At 67.3% G+C, this 24,297-nt stretch carries 20 protein-coding genes and 1 other RNA gene; 4 read left to right on the plus strand and 17 right to left on the minus strand.

What is annotated here, in order from left to right:
* Nucleotides 1-7 precede the first annotated feature (7 nt).
* Together CAL15_RS13420 and CAL15_RS13425 are read left to right on the plus strand one after the other, a co-directional pair.
* Nucleotides 8-322 (plus strand): hypothetical protein, encoded by a 315-nt coding sequence (locus CAL15_RS13420; protein ID WP_086079058.1) that lies wholly within the window; start codon nt 8-10, stop codon nt 320-322.
* Between the two features lie 123 nt (nt 323-445).
* On the plus strand, nt 446-1,087 hold the full coding sequence (locus CAL15_RS13425; protein WP_086079059.1) for a histidine phosphatase family protein: 642 nt from the start codon (nt 446-448) through the stop codon (nt 1,085-1,087).
* 45 nt (nt 1,088-1,132) lie between these two features.
* On the opposite strand, the gene CAL15_RS13430 is transcribed toward CAL15_RS13425, so the two are convergent.
* The 4 genes from CAL15_RS13430 to carA form a co-directional block, all read right to left on the minus strand.
* The gene (locus tag CAL15_RS13430; RefSeq protein WP_086079060.1) at nt 1,133-1,909 is read right to left on the minus strand and encodes an SDR family oxidoreductase; all 777 of its coding nucleotides are present in this window, start codon (nt 1,907-1,909) and stop codon (nt 1,133-1,135) included.
* A 25-nt stretch (nt 1,910-1,934) separates the two neighbouring features.
* Complete coding sequence (gene lpxO / locus CAL15_RS13435; RefSeq protein WP_086079061.1) at nt 1,935-2,831, minus strand: lipid A hydroxylase LpxO; 897 nt, start codon at nt 2,829-2,831, stop codon at nt 1,935-1,937.
* A gap of 192 nt (nt 2,832-3,023) precedes the next feature.
* Nucleotides 3,024-6,266, minus strand: coding sequence for a carbamoyl-phosphate synthase large subunit (carB, locus tag CAL15_RS13440; RefSeq protein ID WP_086079062.1), 3,243 nt, complete (start codon nt 6,264-6,266; stop codon nt 3,024-3,026).
* Between the two features lie 13 nt (nt 6,267-6,279).
* Complete coding sequence (gene carA / locus CAL15_RS13445; protein WP_198299049.1) at nt 6,280-7,446, minus strand: glutamine-hydrolyzing carbamoyl-phosphate synthase small subunit; 1,167 nt, start codon at nt 7,444-7,446, stop codon at nt 6,280-6,282.
* Between the two features lie 242 nt (nt 7,447-7,688).
* Between carA and tal the strand changes: the two genes are divergently transcribed.
* Nucleotides 7,689-8,642: a transaldolase gene (gene tal / locus CAL15_RS13450; protein WP_086079064.1), complete on the plus strand. Its 954-nt coding sequence runs from the start codon at nt 7,689-7,691 to the stop codon at nt 8,640-8,642.
* A 40-nt stretch (nt 8,643-8,682) separates the two neighbouring features.
* Here tal and CAL15_RS13455 read toward each other — a convergent pair whose 3' ends face one another.
* Genes CAL15_RS13455 through CAL15_RS13480 form a run of 6 tightly spaced genes read right to left on the minus strand, consistent with a single transcriptional unit; the run spans nt 8,683 to nt 16,523 of the window.
* Nucleotides 8,683-10,116, minus strand: a complete 1,434-nt coding sequence (locus CAL15_RS13455; RefSeq protein ID WP_086079065.1) for an amidase — start codon at nt 10,114-10,116, stop codon at nt 8,683-8,685.
* Nucleotides 10,106-11,746 (minus strand): ABC transporter ATP-binding protein, encoded by a 1,641-nt coding sequence (locus CAL15_RS13460; protein ID WP_086079066.1) that lies wholly within the window; start codon nt 11,744-11,746, stop codon nt 10,106-10,108. The genes CAL15_RS13455 and CAL15_RS13460 overlap by 11 nt, the downstream gene beginning before the upstream one ends.
* Nucleotides 11,746-12,585 (minus strand): ABC transporter permease, encoded by an 840-nt coding sequence (locus CAL15_RS13465; RefSeq protein WP_086079067.1) that lies wholly within the window; start codon nt 12,583-12,585, stop codon nt 11,746-11,748. The genes CAL15_RS13460 and CAL15_RS13465 overlap by 1 nt, the downstream gene beginning before the upstream one ends.
* Nucleotides 12,582-13,559, minus strand: coding sequence for an ABC transporter permease (locus tag CAL15_RS13470; RefSeq protein ID WP_086079068.1), 978 nt, complete (start codon nt 13,557-13,559; stop codon nt 12,582-12,584). The genes CAL15_RS13465 and CAL15_RS13470 overlap by 4 nt, the downstream gene beginning before the upstream one ends.
* A complete protein-coding gene (locus CAL15_RS13475; protein WP_086079069.1) occupies nt 13,556-15,163 on the minus strand; it encodes an ABC transporter substrate-binding protein in 1,608 nt (535 codons plus the stop codon). Before CAL15_RS13475 ends, CAL15_RS13470 begins: the two co-directional genes overlap by 4 nt.
* A 37-nt stretch (nt 15,164-15,200) precedes the next feature.
* Nucleotides 15,201-16,523 carry an ArgE/DapE family deacylase gene (locus tag CAL15_RS13480; protein WP_086079070.1) on the minus strand — a complete coding sequence of 441 codons (1,323 nt, stop codon included), beginning with the start codon at nt 16,521-16,523 and terminating at the stop codon, nt 15,201-15,203.
* Nucleotides 16,524-16,818: 295 nt separating this feature from the next.
* Here CAL15_RS13480 and CAL15_RS13485 point away from each other — a divergent pair, with 295 nt between their 5' ends.
* Nucleotides 16,819-17,583 carry an IclR family transcriptional regulator gene (locus CAL15_RS13485; RefSeq protein WP_086079071.1) on the plus strand — a complete coding sequence of 255 codons (765 nt, stop codon included), beginning with the start codon at nt 16,819-16,821 and terminating at the stop codon, nt 17,581-17,583.
* A gap of 116 nt (nt 17,584-17,699) precedes the next feature.
* Here CAL15_RS13485 and CAL15_RS13490 read toward each other — a convergent pair whose 3' ends face one another.
* The 7 genes from CAL15_RS13490 to ffs all read right to left on the minus strand — a co-directional run bounded on the left by CAL15_RS13490 (nt 17,700) and on the right by ffs (nt 24,287).
* The gene (locus tag CAL15_RS13490) at nt 17,700-18,494 is read right to left on the minus strand and encodes an ABC transporter permease (protein ID WP_086079072.1); all 795 of its coding nucleotides are present in this window, start codon (nt 18,492-18,494) and stop codon (nt 17,700-17,702) included.
* Nucleotides 18,495-18,498: 4 nt separating this feature from the next.
* Nucleotides 18,499-19,308, minus strand: a complete 810-nt coding sequence (locus CAL15_RS13495; protein ID WP_086079073.1) for an ABC transporter ATP-binding protein — start codon at nt 19,306-19,308, stop codon at nt 18,499-18,501.
* Entirely contained in the window at nt 19,301-20,332 is a 1,032-nt protein-coding gene (locus CAL15_RS13500; RefSeq protein ID WP_086079074.1) for an ABC transporter substrate-binding protein, read from the minus strand. Before CAL15_RS13500 ends, CAL15_RS13495 begins: the two co-directional genes overlap by 8 nt.
* Before the next feature lie 215 nt (nt 20,333-20,547).
* Nucleotides 20,548-21,156, minus strand: a complete 609-nt coding sequence (recR, locus tag CAL15_RS13505; protein ID WP_086079075.1) for a recombination mediator RecR — start codon at nt 21,154-21,156, stop codon at nt 20,548-20,550.
* A 31-nt stretch (nt 21,157-21,187) separates the two neighbouring features.
* A complete protein-coding gene (locus CAL15_RS13510) occupies nt 21,188-21,514 on the minus strand; it encodes a YbaB/EbfC family nucleoid-associated protein (RefSeq protein WP_086079076.1) in 327 nt (108 codons plus the stop codon).
* Nucleotides 21,515-21,562: 48 nt separating this feature from the next.
* Nucleotides 21,563-24,001: a DNA polymerase III subunit gamma/tau gene (gene dnaX, locus CAL15_RS13515; RefSeq protein WP_086081083.1), complete on the minus strand. Its 2,439-nt coding sequence runs from the start codon at nt 23,999-24,001 to the stop codon at nt 21,563-21,565.
* 188 nt (nt 24,002-24,189) lie between these two features.
* Nucleotides 24,190-24,287, minus strand: an RNA gene (gene ffs / locus CAL15_RS13520) — signal recognition particle sRNA small type.
* Nucleotides 24,288-24,297 lie beyond the last annotated feature (10 nt).

Consider the following 24,297-nt stretch of genomic DNA (forward strand, 5'->3'; position numbering starts at 1 on the left):
AACCGCCATGGCCATTTCGCCGCTGTCCCGCCTCCTCGACGTGCCGACGCCCGGGCTTTTCGCCGCGGCCCGCAAAGAAGCCGCCTCGCGCGCCTCGCAGAACGAAGACCCGACCGACAAGGCCATCAAGGAACTGCAGCGGCAACTTCGGCTCGTCCAGCGGCAGATGGAGCGGGTGCGCAACAGCGGCGCCACGCCCGAACAGAAGGCCAGCCAGCTGCAGGCGCTGAATGCGCAGGCCGCCACCATCCAGGGATCGATCCAGAAGCTGATGGGCGAAAAGCTGGCCGCGCTGGCCGCGAGCGCAGCGGCGCGGGGCTGAGGCGCCGGCGCTGACGTGTTGGCACCCACGGGCGCAGGCGCTAAGCTGCCGGATGCGGCGCGACAGGCGCGACGCGCGGCATGGCGGGGCCGCAGCATCCCATCCCCGCACGGACAATCTTGCATGACTGAATTCTGGTTCATCCGCCACGGCGAAACCGGGTGGAACAAGCAGCGCCGGCTGCAGGGATGGCAGGACACGCCGCTCAACGAGTTGGGCGCTAGCCAGGCCGGGCTGCTGGCCAAGCGCCTCGAAGTCGAGGCGCGCAACACGCGCATCGACGCCATCTACAGCAGCGACCTGCAGCGCTGCCACCATACCGCTCTGCCCGCCTCCGAGCGGCTGGGCCTGCGCGTACGTTCAGAACCGGGACTGCGCGAGCGCGGCTTCGGCGTGCTGGAAGGGCTGGAGATGGAGCACCTGGACACGCTGGCGCCGCAGGCGGCCGCGGCATGGAAAAGCCGCGATCCGCTGCGGCTGCTGGAAGGCGGCGAGACCCTGGGCCAGTTCCATGCCCGCGTGGTGGCCACGATCGACGACATCGCGACGCGCCATGCCGGCGAACGCGTGCTCGCCTTCACGCACGGCGGCGTGCTGGACATCATCTGGCGGCATGCTCGCGGAGTTCCGCTTAACGCGCCGCGCGATGCGGCCATGCTGAACGCCAGCATCAACCGCGTGGCGGTGGCCGACGGACGCTGGCAGGTGCTGGACTGGGGCGACGTTGCGCACATGGCCGAACTGGCGCGCGACGACATCGTTTGAACCGGCCCGCTTCAACACGCAACGCGCAGGCACGCAACCAGGGCCTCAGCCCTCGCTTCCCGGCCGCCTGGGCTTGCGCGGCGCGTTGCGCGCCAGGCGGTCATAGACCGCGTTGGGCAGCAGCCGCATCAACTTCGCCACCACGCCCATCTGCCACGGGATGACCGTGTACGAGGCTCCACGATCGATGGCTTGCTGCGCGCGCAGCGCGAAGTCGTCGGCCTCCATCAGGAAAGGCATGCGGTAGGGGTTGTGCGCCGTCATCGCCGTCTTGATGTAGCCCGGCGTGATGGTGACGACCTGCACGCCGCTTTCCGCCAGTTCCAGGCGCAGGCTTTCGCAATAGGTGACCACGGCCGATTTCGAGGCGCTGTAGGCGCCCGCGCCCGGCAAACCCCGCACGCCGGCCACGCTGGCGATGCCCACCAGCTTGCCCGAGCGCGTGGCGCGCATAGGCTCGATGAAGGGTTCGAACGTGGCCATGGTGGCCAGCACGTTGGTGGCGAAGATGGCTTCGAACACGGCGTAGTCTTCGGTGTGGCCGGTGAGCGTGCCCGCGCTGATGCCGGCGCTGGCCACCACCGCGTCCACCTTGCCCGCGCAACGCGCGATGAAGTCGCGGGCCGCCTCGTGCAGCGCCGCGCGGTCGCGCACGTCCAGCACATAGCACTGATGCGCGCCCGGCAGCGACCGGGCCAGCTCGTTCAGCGCGTCGGCGCGTCGACCCACCAGGCCCAGCGTGGCACCGCCCGCGGCATAGCGCCGCGCCAGCGCCATGCCCAGACCGCTGCTGGCGCCAGTGATGAAGATGTTCTGCGTCATGCGGCGGGTTCCTGAGTGATGAGACTTACAGGAAGATCAGCGCGAAGATGGCCAGCACCAGCGCCCACTTCAGGATGTAGTACAGGGTCTTGTTCTGCTTCTTGATCGACTTGCCCACGCGGCGCACGGCATACACGGCGCCGAATATGCGGTTGATGCCGCCGGTGCGGTCGCCTTCCTGGTTGGGCGAGGACGCGGCGCGCAGCAGCACGTTGCCGAAGAAGTGGTTGACCGCCCGCGCCCAGCCGAACTTCATCGGACGCTCGATGTCGGCGAACAGGATGATGCGGTTCTGGTCCGTGCGGTTCTCGGCGAAGTGGATGTAGGTCTCGTCGAACACCACGGCCTCGCCGTCACGCCAGTGATAGCTCTGGCCGTCGACGTTGATGTAGCACTCGGGGCTGTTGGGCGTGATCAGGCCCAGGTGAAAGCGCAGCGAGCCCGCGTACGGATCGCGGTGGCGCGGCAGCTTGCTGCCCGGCGGCAGGGCCGCGAACATGGCGGCCTTGATGCCGGGAATGCCGGCCAGCAGTTCGGTGGTGACCGGGCACAGCGCGCGGGCCGAGGGATGGTCGGTGTCGTACCACTTCAGGTAGAAGCGCTTCCAGCCGCTCTTGAAGAACGAATTGAATCCCGCGTCGTCGTAGCGGCTGGACGATTTGATGTGCCCATCGCCGAACAGCTGTTCGGCCTCGGCGCGGATGTCCTGCCAGCGCGCCATCAGCGGAGCCAGCTGCGGAAACTCGTCCAGGTCGATGTACGGCTGGTTGGGTACGCGCGAGAACGCGTACATGAAGACGTTGATGGGCGCGGTGAAGGTGGAATGGTCGAGCGCCTGGCGGGAGAACCGGTGTCGGACTCTTCCGCGGAAATGCACCACGGTGGCGGACACCACGAACAACGCAAGGACGAACCATTTCATGAGCGAATGACTCCGTGCGAATCGGCAGCCCGGCCCTACCCGGAGATAGCCGCTTCCCTGCCGCGCCGGCCGTGCGTGCAACAGGCCCGATGCGACGTACTGCGCGGGCGCCGGCCTGCACCACGGCCAGCGCTTTCCGCTACTGCGGGCGCCCCTTCCTGCCGGAAGAATGGCCGCCCGCCCGGTACTTGCTTATTGCTTCGTCAGCGCGCCGTGCAGTTCCTGCAGCGGATAGACCTGCAGACCCAGGCCCTGCCGCATGAACTGCATGCCCTCGACCGCGGCGCGCGCGCCGGCGATCGTGGTGAAGAACGTGACGCGGTTGTTCAGCGCCTGAGTGCGGATAGTACGCGAATCCGCGATGGCGTTGCGACGCTCTTCGACCGTGTTGATGACCAGCGACACTTCGCCGTTCTTCACCATGTCGACGATGTGCGGACGCCCTTCGGTGACCTTGTTGACCACCTGGACGGGGATGCCCGCGGCCTCGATCTGCGCGGCGGTGCCGCGCGTGGCCACCAGCTTGAAGCCCAGGTTGTGCAGGCCGCGGGCCACCTCGACGGCGCGCGGCTTGTCCTGATTCTTCACGCTGATGAACACCGTGCCGGACTCGGGCAGGCGCACGCCGGCGGCCAGCTGCGACTTGACGAAGGCCTCGCCGAAGCTGGTGCCCACGCCCATGACCTCGCCGGTGGACTTCATCTCGGGGCCCAGGATGGTGTCCACGCCCGGGAACTTGACGAAGGGGAACACCGCTTCCTTCACTGAGAAGTAAGGCGGCACCACTTCGCGCGTGATGCCCTGCTGGGCCAGGGTGCGGCCGGCCATGGCGCGCGCGGCGATCTTGGCCAGCTGCAGGCCGGTGGCCTTGGACACGTAGGGCACCGTGCGCGAGGCGCGCGGGTTGACCTCGAGCACGTACACGTCGCCGTTCTGGATGGCGAACTGCACGTTCATCAGGCCGCTGACGTTGAGCGCCTTGGCCATCACCGTGGTCTGGCGCTTGATCTCGGCGACCGTTTCGGCCGACAGCGAGTACGGCGGCAGGCTGCACGCCGAGTCGCCCGAGTGCACGCCCGCCTGCTCGATGTGCTCCATGATGCCGCCGATGAACACCGTTTCGCCGTCGGCCAGGCAGTCGACGTCGACCTCGATGGCGTCATTCAGGAAGCGGTCCAGCAGCACCGGAGAGTCGTTGCTGACCTTGACCGCCTCGCGCATGTAGCGCTCGAGGTCTTGCTGCTCGTGCACGATCTCCATGGCTCGGCCGCCCAGCACGTAGCTGGGGCGAACCACCAGGGGATAGCCGATTTCGGCGGCGTGGGCCAGGGCTTCGTTCTCGGTGCGCGCGGTGCGGTTGGGCGGTTGGCGCAGGCCCAGCTTGTGCAGCAGCTTCTGGAAGCGCTCGCGGTCTTCGGCCACGTCGATGGACTCGGGGCTGGTGCCGATGATGGGCACGCCGTTGGCCTCGAGCGCGCGGGCCAGCTTCAGCGGCGTCTGGCCGCCGTACTGCACGATCATGCCGACCGGGTTCTCTTTGTGCACGATCTCGAGCACGTCCTCGAGCGTCAGCGGCTCGAAGTACAGGCGGTCGGAGGTGTCGTAGTCGGTGGACACGGTTTCCGGGTTGCAGTTGACCATGATGGTCTCGTACCCGTCTTCACGCAGCGCCAGCGCGGCATGCACGCAGCAGTAGTCGAACTCGATGCCCTGGCCGATGCGGTTCGGACCGCCGCCCAGCACGATGATCTTCTTGCGGTCGGTGGGCTGGGCCTCGCACTCTTCCTCGTAGGTGGAGTACATGTAGGCCGTGCGCGTGGCGAATTCCGCCGCGCAGGTGTCCACGCGCTTGTACACCGGACGCACGTTGAGCTGGTGACGCAGCTTGCGCACCTCGGATTCCGCCGAATCCAGCAGATAGGCGAGGCGGCGGTCGGAGAAGCCGCGGCGCTTCAGCTCCCACAGCGTGGCGTAGTCGAGGTCGGCCAGCGTCTTCTGCTCGAGCGCCAGCTCGATGTCGACGATTTCCTTGATCTGGGCCAGGAACCACGGGTCGATTTTGGTGAGGTTGTGCACCTCGTCGAGCGTGAAGCCCTGGGCGAAGGCGTCGCCCACGTACCAGATGCGTTCCGGACCGGGTTCGCCCAGCTCGACCTGCAGCTTCTCGCGGTCGGTGGTCTTCTGGTTCAGTCCGTCCACGCCCACTTCCAGGCCGCGCAGGGCCTTCTGGAAGGATTCCTGGAACGTACGGCCGATGGCCATGACTTCGCCCACCGACTTCATCTGCGTGGTGAGGCGGGCGTCGGCCTGCGGGAATTTCTCGAACGCGAAACGCGGCACCTTGGTGACGACGTAGTCGATGGTGGGCTCGAACGAGGCCGGCGTGGCGCCGCCGGTGATCTCGTTGCGCAGCTCGTCGAGCGTGTAGCCCACGGCCAGGCGCGCGGCCACCTTGGCGATGGGAAAGCCCGTGGCCTTGGAGGCCAGCGCCGACGAACGCGAAACGCGCGGGTTCATCTCGATGACGATCATGCGGCCGTTCTGCGGATTGACCGCGAACTGCACGTTCGATCCGCCGGTGTCCACGCCGATCTCGCGCAGCACCGCGATCGACGCGTTGCGCATGATCTGGTATTCCTTGTCCGTCAGCGTCTGCGCGGGCGCCACGGTGATGGAGTCGCCGGTATGCACGCCCATGGGATCGAGGTTCTCGATCGAGCAGACGATGATGCAGTTGTCCGCCCTGTCGCGGACCACTTCCATCTCGAATTCCTTCCAGCCCAGCAGCGACTCTTCGATCAGCAGCTCGCTGGTGGGCGAGGCTTCCAGGCCGCGACGGCAGATGGTCTCGAATTCTTCGGCGTTGTAGGCGATGCCGCCGCCCGAGCCGCCCATGGTGAAGCTGGGGCGGATGACGGCGGGAAAGCCCGAGGTGCCGATCTCGGCCGCGATGCGGCGCTGCACTTCCCAGGCTTCGTCCATGCTGTGGGCGACGCCCGACTTGGCGGACTCGAGCCCGATGTCGGTCATGGCCTGCTTGAACTTCTGGCGGTCTTCGGCCTTCTCGATGGCGTGCTCGTTGGCGCCGATGAGCTCGACGCCATGCTTGGCCAGCACGCCGTGGCGGGCCAGGTCGAGCGCGCAGTTCAGCGCAGTCTGGCCGCCCATGGTGGGCAGTAGCGCATCGGGCTTCTCGCGCTCGATGATCTTCTCGACGGCCTGCCAGATGATGGGCTCGATGTAGGTGACGTCGGCCGTTTCCGGGTCGGTCATGATCGTGGCGGGGTTGCTGTTGACCAGGATGGTCCGGTAACCCTCGGCCTTGAGCGCCTTGCACGCCTGCGCGCCGGAATAGTCGAACTCGCAGGCCTGCCCGATGATGATGGGGCCGGCGCCGATGATCAGGATGCTCTTTATGTCTGTACGCTTGGGCATATCGTGGAATCTTTTATTGCTGCGGGCCGGACATCAGGCTGATGAACTTGTCGAACAGCACCAGAATGTCGTGCGGGCCGGGGCTGGCCTCGGGGTGGCCCTGGAAGCAGAACGCGGGGCGGTCGGTAAGCTCGAAGCCCTGCAGCGTGCCGTCGAACAGCGACACGTGCGTGACGCGGGTATTGGCCGGCAGCGTGGCCGCATCGACCGCGAAACCGTGGTTCTGGCTGGTGATGAACACGCGGCCATTCTGCAGGTCTTGCACCGGATGGTTGGCGCCGTGGTGGCCCGTCTTCATCTTGACCGTCTTGCCGCCCACGGCCAGGCCCATCAGCTGATGGCCCAGGCAGATGCCGAAGGTGGGCAGCTTGCGCTCGAGGAAGACGCGCGTGGCGTCGACCGCGTAGTCGCAGGGCTCGGGATCGCCGGGGCCGTTGGCCAGGAACACGCCGTCCGGATCGAGCTTGAGCACTTCCTCGGCGGGCGTCTGCGCCGGCACCAGGGTGATGCGGCAGCCGCGGTCGGCCATCAGGCGCAGGATGTTGTGCTTGACGCCGAAGTCGTAGGCCACGACGTGGAAGCGGTTCTGTTCGGGCGTGCCGTGGCCCGAGCCCAGCTGCCAGGTGCCGCCCGTCCAGGGCTTGCTTTCCTTCAGCGAGACTACCTTGGCCAGGTCTTGCCCGGCCATGCCGGGGAAGCTGCGCGCCAGTTCGACGGCGCGCTCGGCGTCATCGCCGACCAGGATGCAGCCGCCCTGGGCGCCCTTGTCGCGCAGGATGCGGGTGAGCTTGCGGGTGTCGATGCCGGAAATGGCGACGATGCCCTGCTGGGCCAGGTACTCGGGCAGGGATTGGGTGGCGCGGAAATTGGACACGCGCGCGGGGCAGTCGCGGACCACCAGCCCGGCGGCGTACACACGGCCGGCTTCGACGTCTTCGGGATTGACGCCGGTATTGCCGATGTGGGGATAGGTCAGCGTGACGATCTGGCCGTTGTAGCTGGGATCGGTCAGGATTTCCTGGTAGCCGGTCATCGCGGTGTTGAACACCACCTCGGCCACCGTGTGGCCTGGCGCGCCTATCGATACGCCCCGGAAAATGGTACCGTCCGCCAAAGCCAGGATTGCGGGAGGGAAGCGATTGAAGCGATCAGCCCCCTCGGGAAAAAGTTGCGGCAGCACAGTAAACCCCGGTTTCAAAATCGATAATTAAACCTTTCGATTATACCCTGGACGGCCGTTTTCCCCGGAAAACCGCGCCAGATAAGGCCAGATAGGCCATCTGGGCGACCCGACCGGAGCGCCGGCGACGGCCAGGCGGTCACGCGGCTGAGGTACCCTATCCCTGCCGGGCGGGCGTCCCGCCCGGTCCGCGCGGCAAGCGCGCGGCCGATGGGTTTTCCGCAACGATCCCCTCCGCATCCATGACCAGCCTGCTCGATTCCCTGCGCCAGTACACCACAGTGGTTGCCGACACCGGCGATTTCAACGCCATTCGCACGCTGCGCCCGACCGACGCCACCACCAACCCCTCGCTGATCCTGAAGGCCGTGCAGCAGGACGCCTATCGTCCGCTGCTGGCCGAGACGGCGCGCGCCCATCGCGGCGCGTCCACCGCCGAACTGGCCGACCGGCTGCTGGTGGCCTTCGGCACCCGGATCCTGTCCATCGTCCCCGGCCGCGTGTCCACCGAGGTGGACGCCCGCCTGTCCTTCGACACCCGCGCCACCATCGAACGCGCCCGCGGCCTGGTGGCCATGTACGAAGCGGCCGGCGTGACGCGCGAGCGCGTGCTGATCAAGATCGCCGCGACCTGGGAAGGCATACAGGCGGCGCGCGCGCTGCAGGCCGAGGGCATTCGCTGCAACCTGACGCTGCTGTTCTCGCTGCCGCAGGCCGCGGCGTGCGCCGACGCGAAGGTGCAATTGATCTCGCCCTTCGTCGGCCGCATCTACGACTGGCACAAGAAGTCGGCCGGCGCATCGTGGGACGAGGCCGCGCGGGCCGGCGTCAACGACCCCGGCGTGCAGTCGGTGGCGCGCATCTACCGCTATTTCAAGCGCTTCGGCATCGAGACCGAGGTGATGGGCGCCAGCTTCCGCAACACGGGCCAGATCCTGGCGCTGGCGGGCTGCGACCTGCTTACCATCAGCCCCGAGCTGCTGACCGAGCTGGCGGGCGCCGAGGGCACCGTCCAGCCGGTGTTGCAGGCCGGCATGGCCGGCGAGGCAGTCGAGCGCGTTCCGACGGACGAGGTCAGCTTCCGCACGCTGCTGAACGAAGATGCGATGGCGGGCGAGAAGCTGGCCGAAGGCATCCGCGCATTCGTGGCGGATGCGAAGAAGCTGGATGCGTTGATCGAGGCGGCGCGGGCCTGAGCCGGCTGGCGGCCGGTCTGGCCGGCAGCCAGCCTTCGCCTTAAAAGGCTGGCTTGCGGTCCCGCCACGGATCCGCGCTTTCAAGCTGCGCGGACACCTGCAGGATCAGGTCTTCTCTTCCAAACCGCCCGATCAGCTGCGTGGCCACGGGTACGCCTTCGGGCGTGGCATACAGGGGCAGGCTCGCGGCCGGCTGGCCCGACGCGTTGAACACCGCCATGAACGTGGCGTAACGCGACACCCGCTTGCGCAGGTCCATGAATGTGCCGCGCTGCATGGACAGCTCGCCGAGCTTCAGCGGCAGCTCGGTCAGCGCCGGGGCCAGCACCAGGTCGAAGTCCTCCATGTAGGCCTCCATCGCGCGGCTGATCGCGTGCAGACGATTGATGCTGGCGACGTAGTCGGTGGCCATCAGGCCCCTGCCGAACTCGTAGCCGGACCGCATGACGGGTTCGAGGTCGTCCGCCTGCAAGGATCTGCCGGTCAGCGCTACGCGGGCATCCACGTACAGCACGATGTTGCTGGCCAGGATGCGGGCATGCGCGTTGACGAAACCGTCGTAGTCGATGGCGGGCGGCGCGGAATCGATCACAGTGTGCCCCAGGGCGCGCAGCAGATCCGCCGTATGGTCGACGGCCTGCAGCGGTTCCGCGGCGACGGGGATGTCGTTCCAGGCCGAGCGCCACACCGCGATGCGCAAGGGCCTGGCCGGCGCCCGGGCGATGGCTTCGAGATAGGGACCGGCCTTGGGCGGTGCGGCATAGGGCGCGCCCGCCTCGTAGCCCGAGATGGCGTCCATGGCAGCGGCCGTATCCCGAACGGTCAGGCTCAGCACGCCGTCGGTAGCCATGCCGCCCCAGCCTTCGCCGCGCAGCGGCCCCATCGGCACCCGCCCGCGCGACGCTTTCAGGCCATAGACGCCGCAGCAGGCAGCCGGGATGCGGATCGACCCGCCCCCGTCGCTGCCGTGCGCTATCGGGACAATGCGCGCGGCCACCGCCGCCGCGGCGCCGCCGCTGGAGCCGCCGGCGGAACGGGTCAAGTCCCAGGGGTTGCGGGTGGGTCCGCCGTTGCGCACCGCTTCGGTGGTCGCCACCATGCAGAACTCGGGCACGGTGGAACGCGCGAACGGGATCAGGCCGGCCTCGTCGAAGCGCCGGGTCAGCGTGCTGTCGATGTCGTAGGTGGTGTCGTTGAGCAGGCGCGAGCCCAGGCTGGACGGAAACCGCCTGGACGGCAGGCCCGAATCCTTCAGCAGGAACGGAATGCCGCCGAACGCGCCGCGCGACCGCCAGGCCTTCGCCAGCTCGATGGTGGCCTCGTACTGTTCGTAGCACAGCGCGTTGAGCGCCGGCGCCCGGCTTCGCGCCAGTTCCACCGCGCAGCGCATCAGCGCCTCGGACGTGGTTTCGCCGGACGCCAGCCGTTGCGCCAGCGCCAGGCCATCCAGGGACTCGTACTCTTCATGCTGCATGAATTGCTGCTCCTTCGACGCCATCCAGTTGGGAGAAATCGGGCTTGGACCATTTCTTGCCGGGAATCGAATCGATCAGCCGGCGGGTGTATTCGTGTTGGGGGCGATAGAAGACGTCGGTGGCGCGGCCCAGTTCGACCAGCTCGCCCTGCCGCATCACCGCAATGCGGTCGCAGATCTGAGCGGCGACCCGCAGGTCGTGCGTGATGAACAGGATCGACAGGTCGAACTGCCCGCTGACGGTCTTCAGCAGGTCCAGCACCTGCGCCTGGATGGACACGTCCAGCGCCGACACGGCTTCGTCGGCCACCAGCAGGCGGGGCCGCAGCGCCAGCGCGCGGGCGATGCCCACCCGTTGGCGCTGGCCGCCCGAGAACTGGTGCGGATAACGGTCGCCGGCATCCCCGCCCAACCCCACCAGCTCCAGCAGTTCGCGCGCGTCGGCCAGGGCCTTGCCGCGCTTCTCGCCGAAGGCGATCGGGCCTTGCGCCACTGCATCGACGATGCGGTGGCGGGGGTTCAGGGATGCGTACGGGTCCTGGAACACCATCTGGATATGGCGTCTATGCTCGCGCCATTGCGCGGACGACAGGCCGACCAGCTCCTGGCCCTCGAGCTTCACGCTGCCACGGTCCGGCCGGATCAGGCCGACGAGCGTGCGGCCCAGGGTCGACTTGCCGGATCCCGACTCGCCCACCAGCCCCAGGGTCTCGCCCTGCTGGATGGTCAGCGAGATATCCTTGAGCGCGTCCACCTCGCGGCCGTTGGCCGACCGGAACGTCTTCCCCAGCTTGTCCACGGCTATCAGCGGCGGCGCGGGCAGCGCGGCCGTCTTGCCCTCGGGCTTGTGCGGAACCGCGGCGATCAGCTGGCGCGTGTAGGCCGCCCGGGGACGATTCAGGATGTCGGCGGCCGCGCCCTGCTCGACCACCGCGCCATGGCGCATCACCACGATGCGGTCGGCGATCTCCGCCACTACGCCGAAGTCGTGGGTGATGAAGATCACGCCGATGCCCATGCGGGCCTGGATGTCCTTGACGAGCGCCAGGATCTGCGCCTGCGTGGTGACGTCCAGCGCCGTGGTGGGCTCGTCCGCGATCAGGATGTCCGGCTCCATGGCCAGCGCCATGGCGATGACTACCCGCTGGCGCTGGCCGCCCGACAACTGGAACGGATACGCGTCGATGAGCCGCTCGGGATCGGGCAGCATGACGTCGCGAAACAGGGCCAGCACCCTGCCGCGCCGGGCCTCGGCGCCCAGGTCGGTGTGGCGTTCGAGCACCTCGTCGACCTGACGGCCGACCCGCATGATGGGGTTCAACGCCGTCATGGGCTCCTGGAACACCATGCCGAACGACTTGCCGCGCAGGCCGCACCATTCCTTGCGAGACAGTCCGACCAGTTCGCGGCCGCGATAGCGGATGCTGCCGCGGCTCACACGCAGTTCGCCTTCGGGAAGCAGGCCCATCAAGGCGTGCGCGGTCACCGACTTGCCCGAGCCCGATTCGCCGACGACGCACAGGATTTCGTTCTGGTTGACTTCGTAGGACACGCCGTTCACGACGGGCGCATCGGGACCGTCCTGCACGACGGACACCACCAGGTCGCGGATTTCCAGAAGTGCGGCCATCAGCTTGTCCTCTTGCGCGCGAGCTTGGGATTCAGGGCGTCGTTCAGCGCTTCGCCCACCAGGTTCAGCGCCAGCACCGTCACCAGGATGGCCACGCCGGGGAATACGCTCATCCACCAGGCATCGCGCAGCACGCTGCGCGAGGCGCCGATGATGTAGCCCCAGGTCATGGCGTTGGGGTCCCCCAGGCCGAGAAAGCTCAGGGCCGACTCCAGCAGAATGGCGCTGGCCACCATCAGCGAGCCCGACACGATCACCGGCGACAGGCTGTTGGGCAGGATCTGCGTGAGAATGATGCGGGTATTGGACTGCCCGCTGAGCACGGCGGCCTGCACGAACTCGCGATGCTTCATGCTCATGAACTCGGCGCGCACCAGGCGCGCCAGCGGCGGCCACGACACCAGGGCGATCGCCAGGATCACCGTGCCGATGGTGGGCGTGAGAATCGCGACCAGCACCACGGCCAGGAAGAATCCGGGAATGGTCTGGAACAGTTCGATGAACCCGACGATCGCCTGGTCGACCTTGCCGCCGTAGAAGCCTGCGATGGCGCCGACGGTGATGCCGACCAGGATGGACACCGCGGTGGAGATCACCGCCAGCACCAGCGTGACCCGCGCGCCGTACGCGATGCCCGTGGCGATGTCGCGGCCCAGGGTATCGGTGCCCAGCAAGGCGTCGTCGGACAACGGCGGCATGTAGGGCGCGTTGACGATGTCCCATGGGCTGTCGGGGAACAGCCAGCCGGCGCAGATCGCCATCACGCTGACCAGCGCCAGCGCGGCCAGGCCGATGATGCCGCCCTTGTGGCGGCGGAATGCGTGGAAGAAGTCGTTCATTTCAGTTCGATCCTGGGATCGGCCACCGTGTAGAGGATGTCGGTGATCAGGTTGACCACCACGACGACGATGGAAGCCATGAAGAACACGCCCAGCAGCACGCTGTAGTCGCGCTGCACCAGCGCGTCGAACGCCAGCCGGCCGATGCCCGGCCAGCCGAACACGGTCTCGACCAGCAGCGCGCCGCCGATCAGGTGGCCCGCCTGGATGCCCGCATACGTGATGACGGGCAGCAAGGCGTTGCGCAGCACGTGGCGCGTGATGACGGTGCGTTCGGACAGGCCTTTGCCGCGGGCGGTCTTCACGAAGTCGAGCTGGCGGATCTCCAGCATCGAGGCGCGCGTCAGGCGCGTATAGACGGCCATGTAGAACAGGCCCAGCGTGATGGCGGGCAGCGTCAGGTGGCGGGCGATATCGATGAATCGCGCGAAGCCGGAGAGCGACGACCCCACGCTTTCATAGCCGAAGGCCGGCAGCCACTGCAGTTGCACGGAGAACACCAGCACCAGCATCAGCCCCACCCAGAACAGCGGTGTGGCGTACGCAAGCATGGCCATCGTGGTGATGACGGTGTCTCCCCACTTGCCCACCCGCAGCGCCGCCTGGATGCCCAGCGCCATGCCGGCCAGCAGGGCGAAGGCGAACGAGGTCAGCGCCAGCAACAGGGTGGCTGGCAGCTGATTCAGGATCAGCGTGGACACCGGCGCCTGCTGGCGATGCGAATAGCCGAGATCGAAGACGGCGACGTGCTTTAGATAGGACGCGAGCTGCACCGGCAGGGGCTGGTCCAGGCCAAAGTCCTTGCGCAGCTTCTCGATGTACTCGGCATCCGCCGCGCCCGATTGTCCGGCCAGGATCTCGGCCGGGTCGCCCGGCGCGGCGCGCACCAGGAAGAAGTTGAACAAGGCGATCATGAAGAGCACCAGGATGCTCTTGACGATCCGCCTGCCCAGGAAGGCGGCGATCCTGTTCATTCTTTCGACAGCCAGGCGTCGGCGTAGTTGCCCGCCGCTCCGAGGCCGGTCGTGATGGCATCGTGCACGCGCTTGTTCAGGTGGGTGCCATAGTTGGTGTCGATCAGCCACAACAGCGGCACGTCCTCGACCAGGATGCGCTGCGCTTCCGAGTAGTACTTCTGGCGCTCGGCATCGCTGCCGGCCTGCGCGGCCAGGTTGAACAGCTCGTCGACCTTCGGGTTGTTGTACTGCGAGGTGTTGCTGAACATCACGCCCTTGCGGATGTTGCTGCCCAAGTAGGTGCGCGACACGCCGATGGCCGGATCCGCGTACTGGAACACGCCGTTGCCGGCCATGTCGAAATCCCAGTTGCCCACGCGCGAGACCCAGCCGCCCACGTCGGTGGCCTCGAGATTCACCATGATGCCGACCTTCGACAGATTCTGCTTGATGTACTCGGCGCGTCGGCGCGGCATCTCGCCGTACGGCAGCGGAATCAGGCTGATGGTCGCCCGCACGCCGTCGGCGTTGGGCTTCAGGCCCATTTCGTCGAGCAGGGCAATGGCCTTCTTGGGATCGTAGTCGTACTTCTTGACGTTGGCGTCGTAGAAGCGCGTGTTGTGGTGGATCGGCCCGGTGGCGACCACGCCCTGGCCGAACATGATTTTCTCGGCGATGAACTTGCGATTGATCGCATGCATCATCGCCTGGCGGAAACGCTTGTCGTTGAAGGGCGGACGGGCATTGTTCACCTCCAGCCACTGCATGGTCGACCAGTACTCGTAGCCCTTGTTGGTGTAGTTGATGTGGGGCAGCTTGGCCACGCGCGGCGCGTCCACCGGCTCGAGGTCCTGCAGCCACGCCTGCAGCACCGTGCCCTGCTCGATCGCCACGCGCCGGGATGCGGCATCGGGGATCACGCGGTAGGTGATGCCATCCAGATACGGGCGCCCCTCTTTCCAGTATTTCTCGTTCTTCACCAGCTCGATGTAGGCTCCGCGCTCCCATTTCTTGAACTTGAACGGCCCGGTGCCGATGGGGTGGGCATTGGCCGGATTCTGTCCAATGGGTGTATCCACGTCGTACAGGTGCTTGGGCAGGATCGCGCCACCGCCGATGTCGAACGCATACAGGAATGCCGCATACGGCGCCTTCAACTTGAAGACCACGGTGTCCGGATCGGGCGCGGTGAGGGAAGCGACGTTGTCCATCAGGCCGCGGGTGCGCGGCGTCTTGGACAACACCTTCTCGTAGGAGAACACCACGTCCTCGGATGAGAACGGCTTGCCGTCGTGCCAGGTGACTCCCTTCTGCAGATGGAAGGTATAGGTGAGCTTGTCGTCCGACACATCCCATGAACTGGCCAGGCTCGGCATGGGCTTCAGATCGAACGAGTAGGTCAGCAGGCTCTCGAAGATCTTGCCGGCCACCATTTGCGTGCCGGCCACCTGCTGCACCGCCAGATTCAGGCTGGGAGGCTCGGGGTGCAGGATGGCGGTAAGCACGCCGCCGTACTGCGGCGTCTCGGCCGCCTGCGCGGAGTGGGTGAGGATCGTGGCTGCGGCGGCCACGGCGAACGCGCACTTGACGATGGCCCGGCGGGCCTGATTGACCAACGGCATGATTCCCCCTGTTGACGACGTGTATGGATGGGCGGCGTCAGGCTAGCCTGGGCTCGACGCCGCACCAGTCATGCAGAAACAGCGCATATGTCTTGGCGACGCGCAGCATGCTCTGCACGCTGACGCTTTCGTTGAAACCGTGATAATTGCGGGCGATGGGCCCGTAGCACGTCACGGGCGCTTCCATCATGAAATGGAAATGGCGACCGTCGGTGGTGCCGGTCAGCGCCACGGGCCTGGGCGGCTCGCCGGCCACCCGCTGGTGCGCATCGGCCAGCAATTGCAGCGCGGGCACGTCCAGGTCGTATTCGCAGCCCGGCGCATGGAAGCCCTCGTAGCGGATGTTGAACCGGGTGTCGGGCTGGGCCACGTCTTGCTCGACTTGGCGGATGCAGGCTTCGATGCGCGCCTTGGCGGTCTCGATCGGCATGTCCGGATAGCACGACAGGCGCAGGCCCAGGGTGCATACGCTAGGCACCGACGAATTCCAGTCGCCGGCATGGATCTGGCCCAGGTTGAAGTTGATGGGATGGGCGTGCTCGCGGTAGGCGGGGTGGCGGTTCTCGGGCAGGTTCCATTCATGCTCGATCTTCTTGACCGCTTCCATCACGCGCAGGCCGATGTCCACGGGATTGATGCCGGTGGTCATCAACGATGCATGGGCCGGCTTGCCGACGATATCCACATACATCCAGAACACGCCGACCTGTGCCGACATCAGGCCTTCCTGCGTCGGCTCCGGAATCAGCACCGCATCGAAGGACGTCAGCTTGGCCGCGCCGATGGCGCTTTGCAGCGCGGACACCGTCGCCAACGTGCCGTTGCCCGTGTTCTCTTCCTCGAGCACGCCGTTGAAGCCGACCATGGCGGCCGGCTGCACGCCCAGGCTCTGCAGGGCCTTGAACGCGGCCAGCGCGCATACGATGCCGGCCTTCATGTCGCCCGCGCCGCGTCCGTACAGCCAGCCGTCGTGCAGGCCGCCCTTGAACGGAGATTCGGTCCAGAACGCTTCCGGGCCGGTAGGCACCACGTCGAGGTGGCCGTTGAACAGCACCGAGCGTCCGGTGGGCCGCTGCGGCTGATGGCAGGCCAGCACGTTGTAGCGGCCGCCGTCCGGGCAGCACGCGGGGGAATACAGGGGGAGGTCCTTGATGGCGTCGGTGCGCAACGCGATGCGCTCGCTCTGCAGGCCCAGCCTGGCCAGTTCGGCTTCCATGAATTCGGCGGCCGGCGTCTCCTGGCCGGGCAGGCTGCGGCATTGCACGAAGCGCGACAGCGTGTCGGTCATGTAATGCTCCAGCCCCTCGACCGCGGCCTCGATCTCGCTCGCGCTCAACGTGCGCACCTGTACTTCGCTCATCTCGTCCCTCCAGGCCTCGCCACGCGGGCAAGGCGCTCGGCAAATAACGGGTTGGCATCCGCCCGCACAGGCGGCCGGAATCTATTCACGCCAATAAGTATCAAATATTGATACTTACGAGGCTATGATTGATATCATAGGAGTGACTATCAACCCCGGACGGAATTCCGGAAAGGGGTGGTTTCCCTAAGATCGATCGGGAAAGGCCGTTAAAGTGGCGGCTTGGGCAAGGACAAGTCAGGGTGTTCCGGCACCTTGGCGGCCGGCCCCCGATCACATCCGACAGAGATAATTCATGGCCAGCGTGGACACCCGTTTCAATCAATCCGTCGCCAAGGCGTTCGACATCCTCGAAGCTTTCGGCGTGCGTCCCGGCCCCTTGAGTCTGACCGAACTGATCGAGATCTCGAACCTGGATCGCAACTCGACGCTGCGCATGCTGCACACGCTCGTGGCGCTGGGCTATCTGGAACGCGGGCCCAACCAGCGGGGCTATGTGCTGGGCAAGAAGATCCTGCACCGGACCTTCGACTACTTGCGCGGCAACCCGCTGATCGAGCGCGCCAACCCGGTGCTGATCGAATTGCAGCAGGAGTGCGGCGAGGGCGTGGACCTCAGCCTGCACGACGACCTGGACATCGTCTATGCGCTGCGGCGGCAGACGCGGCGCCACTATTACTACGCCACCCTGGTGGGCCGCACCATGCCGGTGTACCGGACCTGTGCCGGACGGGCCATCATGGCGCACCTGCCCGATGACCGCGTCGACGACATCCTGGCGCGTTCCGACCTGGTGGCGGCCACGCCCCATACCATCGTGGATCCCCAGGGGATACGCGAGAAGGTCGCACAGGCGCGCGCCAACGGATTCGCATTGACGGCGCAGGAGTCGTTGATGGGAGAGCTCGCGGTGGCATCCGCGGTGCTTGACCGCACGGGCCTGCCAGTGGGCGCGGTCCACATCTACGGGCTCTTGTCGCAGTGGACGCCGGAGGAATTCGCCCAGCGGTTCGGGCCGCTGGTAATCAGCGCCGCGCAGGCGCTGAACGCCAAGCACTGAGATTCCTGGACGACGCTTTCGGGGCCCGCGTCGGCGTCCTCACGGCCAGCAAAAAGCCCCCTGGGCAGGGGGCTATCGAAAGCATGCGGCGCGCAGCGGCGCCCGCCGGTTTCGGCTCAGAGCTTCTCGGTCTCGCCCGATTTCGGCTGCCACTTCATCAAGCGCTTCTCGACCACCGACACGATGTAGTCGAGCACGAGGGCGAAGGCCGTCAGGACGATGATGCCCGCGAAGACCGTGTTCACGTCCAGCGTGCCCTCGGCCTGCAGGATGAGGTAGCCCACGCCGCTGGCCGAGCCCAGGTATTCGCCGACCACGGCGCCCACGAAGGCGAGGCCCACCGAGGTGTGCAGACTGGAGAACACCCAGCTGGTGGCCGAAGGCAGGTACACGTGGCGCAGCAGCTGCTGGCGGCGCGCGCCCAGCATGCGGGCATTGTCCAGCAGGGTCGGGCTGACTTCGCGCACGCCCTGGTACACGTTGAAGAACACGATGAAGAACACCAGCGTGACCGCCAGCGCCACCTTGGACCAGATGCCCAGGCCGAACCACATGCCGAAGATGGGCGCCAGGATGACGCGCGGCATGGAGTTGGCCGCGGTGATGAAGGGATCGAGCACGGCGCTGGTGCGGCGCGACAGGCCCAGCCACAGGCCGGCGCCCAGGCCTGCCACGGTGCCGATGACGAAGGCCAGCACCGTTTCGGTAAGCGTGATCCACAGGTGGGCGTAGATGTCGCCCGTGGCGACGAACCAGTTCCAGATGCGGCCGGCCACTTCGACGGGTTGGCCGAAGAAGAACGCCACGCGCGGATTGGCGGACGCGACATGCCAGATGGCGAGGATGGCGGCCAACAGGCCTGCCTGGTAGACCCGCAGGATGGCGGGGCCCGATTTCAACGACTTGGACATGGATTCAGGCTCGCTTCTGCTGGGCATAGCCCTTGAGGACTTCTTCACGCAGCACGTCCCAGATGGCGGCGTGCAGCTCGACGAAGCGCGGCTGCATCCGCACCTCGGCCACGTCGCGCGGGCGCGGCAGGTCGATGACGAACTCGCCGATGGGGTGCGTAGCCGGGCCGGCGGACAGCACCACCACGCGGTCGCTCATGGCGATGGCCTCGTCCAGGTCGTGCGTGATGAACAGCACGGCCTTGCGCTTGGCCATCCAGAGGTCGAGGACCTCGTTCTCCATCAGCTGGCGGGTCTGGATGTCGAGCGCCGAGAACGGCTCGTCCATCAGGATGATGTCGGGGTCGCGGATGAGCGTCTGCGCAAGCATGGTGCGCTTGCGCATGCCGCCGGACATCTGGTGCGGATAGCGGTCTTCGAAGCCGCCCAGGCCGACGCGGCGCATCCATTCGCGTCCGCGCTGCTGGGCTTCGGCGCGCGGCACGCCGGCGAAGTCGAGCCCCGCCGTGACGTTGTCCAGCGCGCTGCGCCACGGCAGCAGGGCCTCGCCCTGGAACATGTAGCCGGCGCGCTCGTTGATGCCGGACAGCGGCTTGCCGAACACCTTGATCTGGCCGGCCGACGGCGCCAGCAGGCCGGCGCCGACGTTCAGCAGCGTGGACTTGCCGCAGCCGGTGGGTCCGACCACGGAGACGAACTCGCCCGGGGCGATGGACAGCGAGGCATCCTGCACGGCCGTGTAGCGCTGGCCGCGGCCATCCCTGGCCGCGAACGTGCAGGTGATGCCCTCGAGCGACAGTGCTGCTTCAGCCATTGGCATACTTCTCGTTGGCGCGTTTGACGAAGTCGTTGGTCCAGGTCTTGGACAGGTCGAGCTTGGACTCGTCCAGCTGCACGTAGCTCTGCAGCGCCCTCAGGGCCGTGGCGGCGCCGTCCGCGGGGAAGGAGCCGTCGGGCGAGATGCCCTCTTTGCTCTTGGTGAGCGAGGCCTTGTAGACCTCGGGCTCGCCCAGCAGATAGCTGGCCGGCACGGCCTTGGCGATCTCGTCCGGGCTGGCCTTCTGGATCCACTTGTCGGCGCGCACGATGGCGTTGGCCAGGGCCTGCGCCGTGTTGGGATTGGCGCTGATGAAGTCCTGCGAGGCGTACAGGCAGCCGGCGGGCATGTTGCCGCCGAACACGTCCAGCGTGTCCTTCAGCTTGCGCGTATCGACGACGATCTGGACGTCACCCGCCGTGTCGAGCGCGGACATGACGGGGTCGAGATTGGAAATGGCGTCGATCTGGCCGGTGCGCAGCGCGGTGACCGCGCCGGCGCCCGCGCCCACGCCGATGAAGGACACGTCGCTGGGCTTCATGCCGTGCTTGGCCAGGAAGAAGTTGACCAGCATGCTGGTGGACGAACCCGGCGCCGTGACGCCGATCTTCTTGCCCTTCAGGTCGGTCGGGGTCTTGTAGCCCAGCTTCTTGGAGACGCCCAGCACGATCATGGGCGCGCGGCCCTGCAGCGCGAAGGCGCGGTAGAACTGGCCCTTGGACTGCAGGTTGATGGTGTGCTCGTAGGCGCCCGAGCAGACGTCGGCGCTGCCGCCCACCACGGCCTGCAGCGCCTTGGATCCGCCGGCGAAATCGGCGATGCTGACGTCCAGCCCTTCGTCCTTGAAGTAGCCGCGCGCCTCGGCGATGGACAGCGGCAGGTAGTAGACCAGGGCCTTGCCGCCGACGGCGATCTGGACCTTGGACTTTTCGAGTTTCTGGGCGCGCACGATGGCGGGGGCAAGGCTGAGCGTGCCGGCGGCGCCCGCCAGCTTCAGCAGTTCACGACGAGTGACTGACATGGACGTTGTCTCCGTTATGGCCGCACGAGGCGGCAATGCGCGCGCGGCGTGGCCGCGCGCTGCTGCACGTGCCCCGGGGCCAGGCCCGCGGGGACTGCATGTCTTCGATGCGCCGCTCTACGTCGGCTTTGCAATCGCCGCAGCATCATACCCCAGCACCGTGGGGCTTCTCGTCGGGATGTTCCCCTAGCCGGGGGACATGCTGGCGGTCTGCGCTATGACTCGCGGCGCTCCATCAGCGCCCAGGCGATGGTGCCCGCGTCCACGTATTCGAGTTCGCTGCCGGCCGGCACGCCGCGCGCCAGGCGCGTGACCTTCAGGCCGCGCCCCGCCAACGCTTCGCTGACGAAATGGGCCGTGGTCTCGCCCTCGGCGGTGAAGTTGGTGGCCAGGATGACCTCCTGCACCACGCCATCGGACGCCCGTTCGATCAACCGCTGGAAATCGAGTTCGCGCGGCCCCACGCCCTCCAGCGGCGCCACGCGGCCCATCAGCACGTAGTACAGGCCGCGATAGCCGTGGCTGGACTCGATCATGTTCTGGTCGGCCGGCGTTTCGACCACGCACAGCAGCGTGGGATCGCGCTTGGGATTGGCGCAGGTGGCGCAGACTTCGTCTTCGGTGAAGCCGTTGCAGCGCGCGCAATGGCGCAGGTTCTGCACCGCGCCCGCCAGGGCCCGGCCCAGCAGGTCGGCGCCCTGCGGGTCATGCTGCAGCAAGTGGTAAGCCATGCGGCGCGCGGAGCGCACGCCCACGCCGGGCAGGCGCCGCAGCGCCTCGATCAGCGCGACCAGGGGTTCGGGCTCGGGAAGTTGTGATTCCATTGCGCAGGACTGCCGCGCGTGCGACGCGTGCTTAGAAAGGGAACTTCATGCCGGGGGGCATGGGCATGCCGGCGGTGGCGCCGGCCATCTTCTCCTGCGCGGTGGCCTCGGCCTTGCGCAGCGCGTCGTTGAAGGCCGCCGCGACCAGGTCTTCCAGCATGTCCTTGTCCTCGCCCAGCAGGCTGGGATCGATGGCCACGCGCTTGACGTCGTTGCGGCAGGTCATGGTGACCTTCACCAGGCCGCCGCCGGAGGCACCTTCGACCTGGATGTCGGCCAACGCTTCCTGCGCCTTCTTCATGTTTTCCTGCATCTGTTGCGCCTGGCGCATCAGACCGGCAAGTTGTCCTTTCATCATGATCGTGATTCCTTGTATGGGGGAACAGTTGCGTCGGGACCGCGGCGCCTAGTGGAGGCGCGTCGCGTCGAAGGGGCGCACGGAGCCCGGCACCACGTGGGCGCCGAAGCGCGAGATGAGCGCCTGCACGAAAGGATCGGCCTGCACCGCCTCTTCCGCGGCCTGCTGCCTGGCGGCGCGTTCGATCTTGGCCACGGCATGCGCCGTGCCGTCTCCCGTGGCGCCGACTTCGATCTCGAGCCGCAGGCCCTGGCCGAAATGTTCGCACAGCACTGTCTGCAGGCGCACGCGGCTTTCGCTTTCGGCCAGCGTTTTCACGGCCACGCGCAGCACGACGGCATCGCCCTGCACGCCCAGCCATTCGCTTTGCTTGGCCAGCTCGGCGGCCAGCCCGGTGACGGGCAGGCGCGCTGCCAGTTGCGGCCAACTGGCGGCGGACATGTCGGACAGGCGCGCGGTGGGCGTGCCCTTCGGCTTGCGCGCGGCACGCGGCGCGGCGGCGGGCGCGCGGGCTTCCCGCGGTTCGGAGGCCGCGCCTGCTACGGCCAGCGTCTCGAAGTCGTCTTCGGGATCGGGGGTGTAGGCGTCGGCGTCGTACGGGATGTCTTCGTCGACCCACGTGGGCGGGCCGTCGTCGTAAGGGGGCGGGCCGTCGTCCTGGGCGGCCACGAGTTCGTCGGAGAAGGCTTCGGCGGGCGGCGGAGCGTCGGACGGGGCGGGCGCGAACGTAGCCGAGGCTGGCGACGGACTGTCTTCCCACGGCGGCACACTGGCCGGCGAGGCGGCGGAGGCGGCAGGCTGTGCCGCGGATTCGCGTGCGGGCGCGGGCGCCGGCGCGACAGGAGCCGCGGATTCGAGGCCAGTTGGCGCGACAGACGCCGAAGTTTGGTGGCCGGCTTGCGCGGGTGCGGGCGTGGCTACCGCAGTGTCAGGCTGCGGGACACTGGCCGGGGATGCGGTAGAGTCCGGGGCCGCTGCGAAAATGGGCGCCATTGCAGCCGCCTGCGCCGATACTGGCGCGGATGCCGTCGCAGCCGCCTGCGCCGATGCGGACGCGGATTGATGGTTCGCCGGTGGCGCGGGGGTCGGCGCGGGACCGCCAGGCGCTGCCTGATCCTGGGTTGCCTGATCCTGGGTTGCCTGATCCTGGGTTGCCTGATCCTGGGCTGCCTGATCCTGCGCTGCGTGATTCGAGGCGGCGCCCGCCGACGCTGCGGCATCCGGTGCCGTCATCGGCTGGACCGCCGCCGGTGCAGCGCCGCCGGCGGCCACGTGCGAAGGTGCCGGCGCGGCGGCCTGCACCGCGGCAGACGCCGAGGCCGGAGCCGCGCTTGCGGCAACAGCGGCGGCCGCCGCCGGTTGCGGCGTCGCCACCGGCGACTGCGGCGCCGTGGCGGGCCCCGCGTCGCCATTGAGCGCCAGCATGCGCAGGCAGGCCATGACGAAGCCGGCATACTCGTCCGGCGACAGGGTGAGTTCCCCGCGGCTGTGCACGGCAACGGAATAGAACAGCTGCACCGCGTCGGGATGCAGCACGCTGGCCAAGCGCACGATGTCCTGCGTCAGAGGATCTTCGGCGGGCAATGCCCCGGGCACTCGCTGGGCGATGGCCACCTTGGACAGCAGCACCGACAGGTCGGCCAGCGCGCCGGCGTACGACAGGCCGCGGGTGGACAACTCGTCGGCCACCGACAGCACGCCGCCGGCATCGCCGCCGGCCAGGGCCTCGAGCAGGCGCACCAGATGGCGCTGGTCGATGGTGCCGAGCATGCCGCGCACGGCGTCTTCGGTCAGGTTGCCGGCGCTATAGGCAATGGCCTGGTCGGTAAGCGACAGCGCATCGCGCATCGAGCCCGCGGCGGCCTGGGCCACCAGGCGCAGCGCGGGCACTTCGAACGGAATGGATTCCTGGGCCAGCACCGATTGGAGGTGACCGACGATGGACTCGGGCGGCATCTGCTTCAGGTTGAACTGAAGGCAGCGCGACAGCACCGTGACCGGGATCTTCTGTGGATCGGTGGTGGCCAGGATGAATTTGACGTGCGGCGGCGGCTCTTCGAGCGTCTTGAGCATGGCGTTGAACGCGTGCCCGGTGAGCATGTGCACTTCGTCGATCATGTAGACCTTGAAGCGCCCCGCCCCCGGTGCGTAAACCGCCTGCTCGAGCAGCTGGGTCATTTCCTCGACGCCGCGGTTCGAGGCCGCGTCGAGTTCCAGGTAGTCGACGAAGCGGCCCGCATCGATCTCGGTACAGGCGCGGCATTGCCCGCAAGGCGTGGGCGTGATGCCGGTTTCGCAATTGAGCGACTTGGCCAGGATGCGCGACAGCGTGGTCTTGCCTACCCCGCGAGTGCCGGTGAACAGCCAGGCGTGATGCAGACGTTGAGTTTGCAGCGCGTGAGTCAGGGCGCGCACCACGTGGTCCTGTCCCACCAGGGTCTCGAACGATCGCGGGCGCCACTTGCGGGCCAGTACCAGATAAGTCATGGGCGGATTGTAGAACCAGTTGCACGCGCCGACAGGCACGCTGATGCCTGGACATGTCCCCACGATGGTGGGGCTGCATTGCCATGAAACAAGCCAGCGCAAACTCAAAAGGGGCGCCGCGTCCGGCATGCAAGCGGATTCGTGGAATCGCGTTACACGCCGGATGCGGCGCCCCTTTTGGAGAAACCGATGACGAGCCTGACTTCGGCACTGATCCTAAACGACTATGGCTGCTTCGTTCCCGACCTGACCAGGTTCACCGCCGAACCATGCGAAGGGGCCCGTCGACTTGCATT

The sequence above is a fragment of the Bordetella genomosp. 13 genome, from assembly GCF_002119665.1.
In the GTDB taxonomy this organism is placed as follows: Bacteria; Pseudomonadota; Gammaproteobacteria; order Burkholderiales; family Burkholderiaceae_B; genus Bordetella.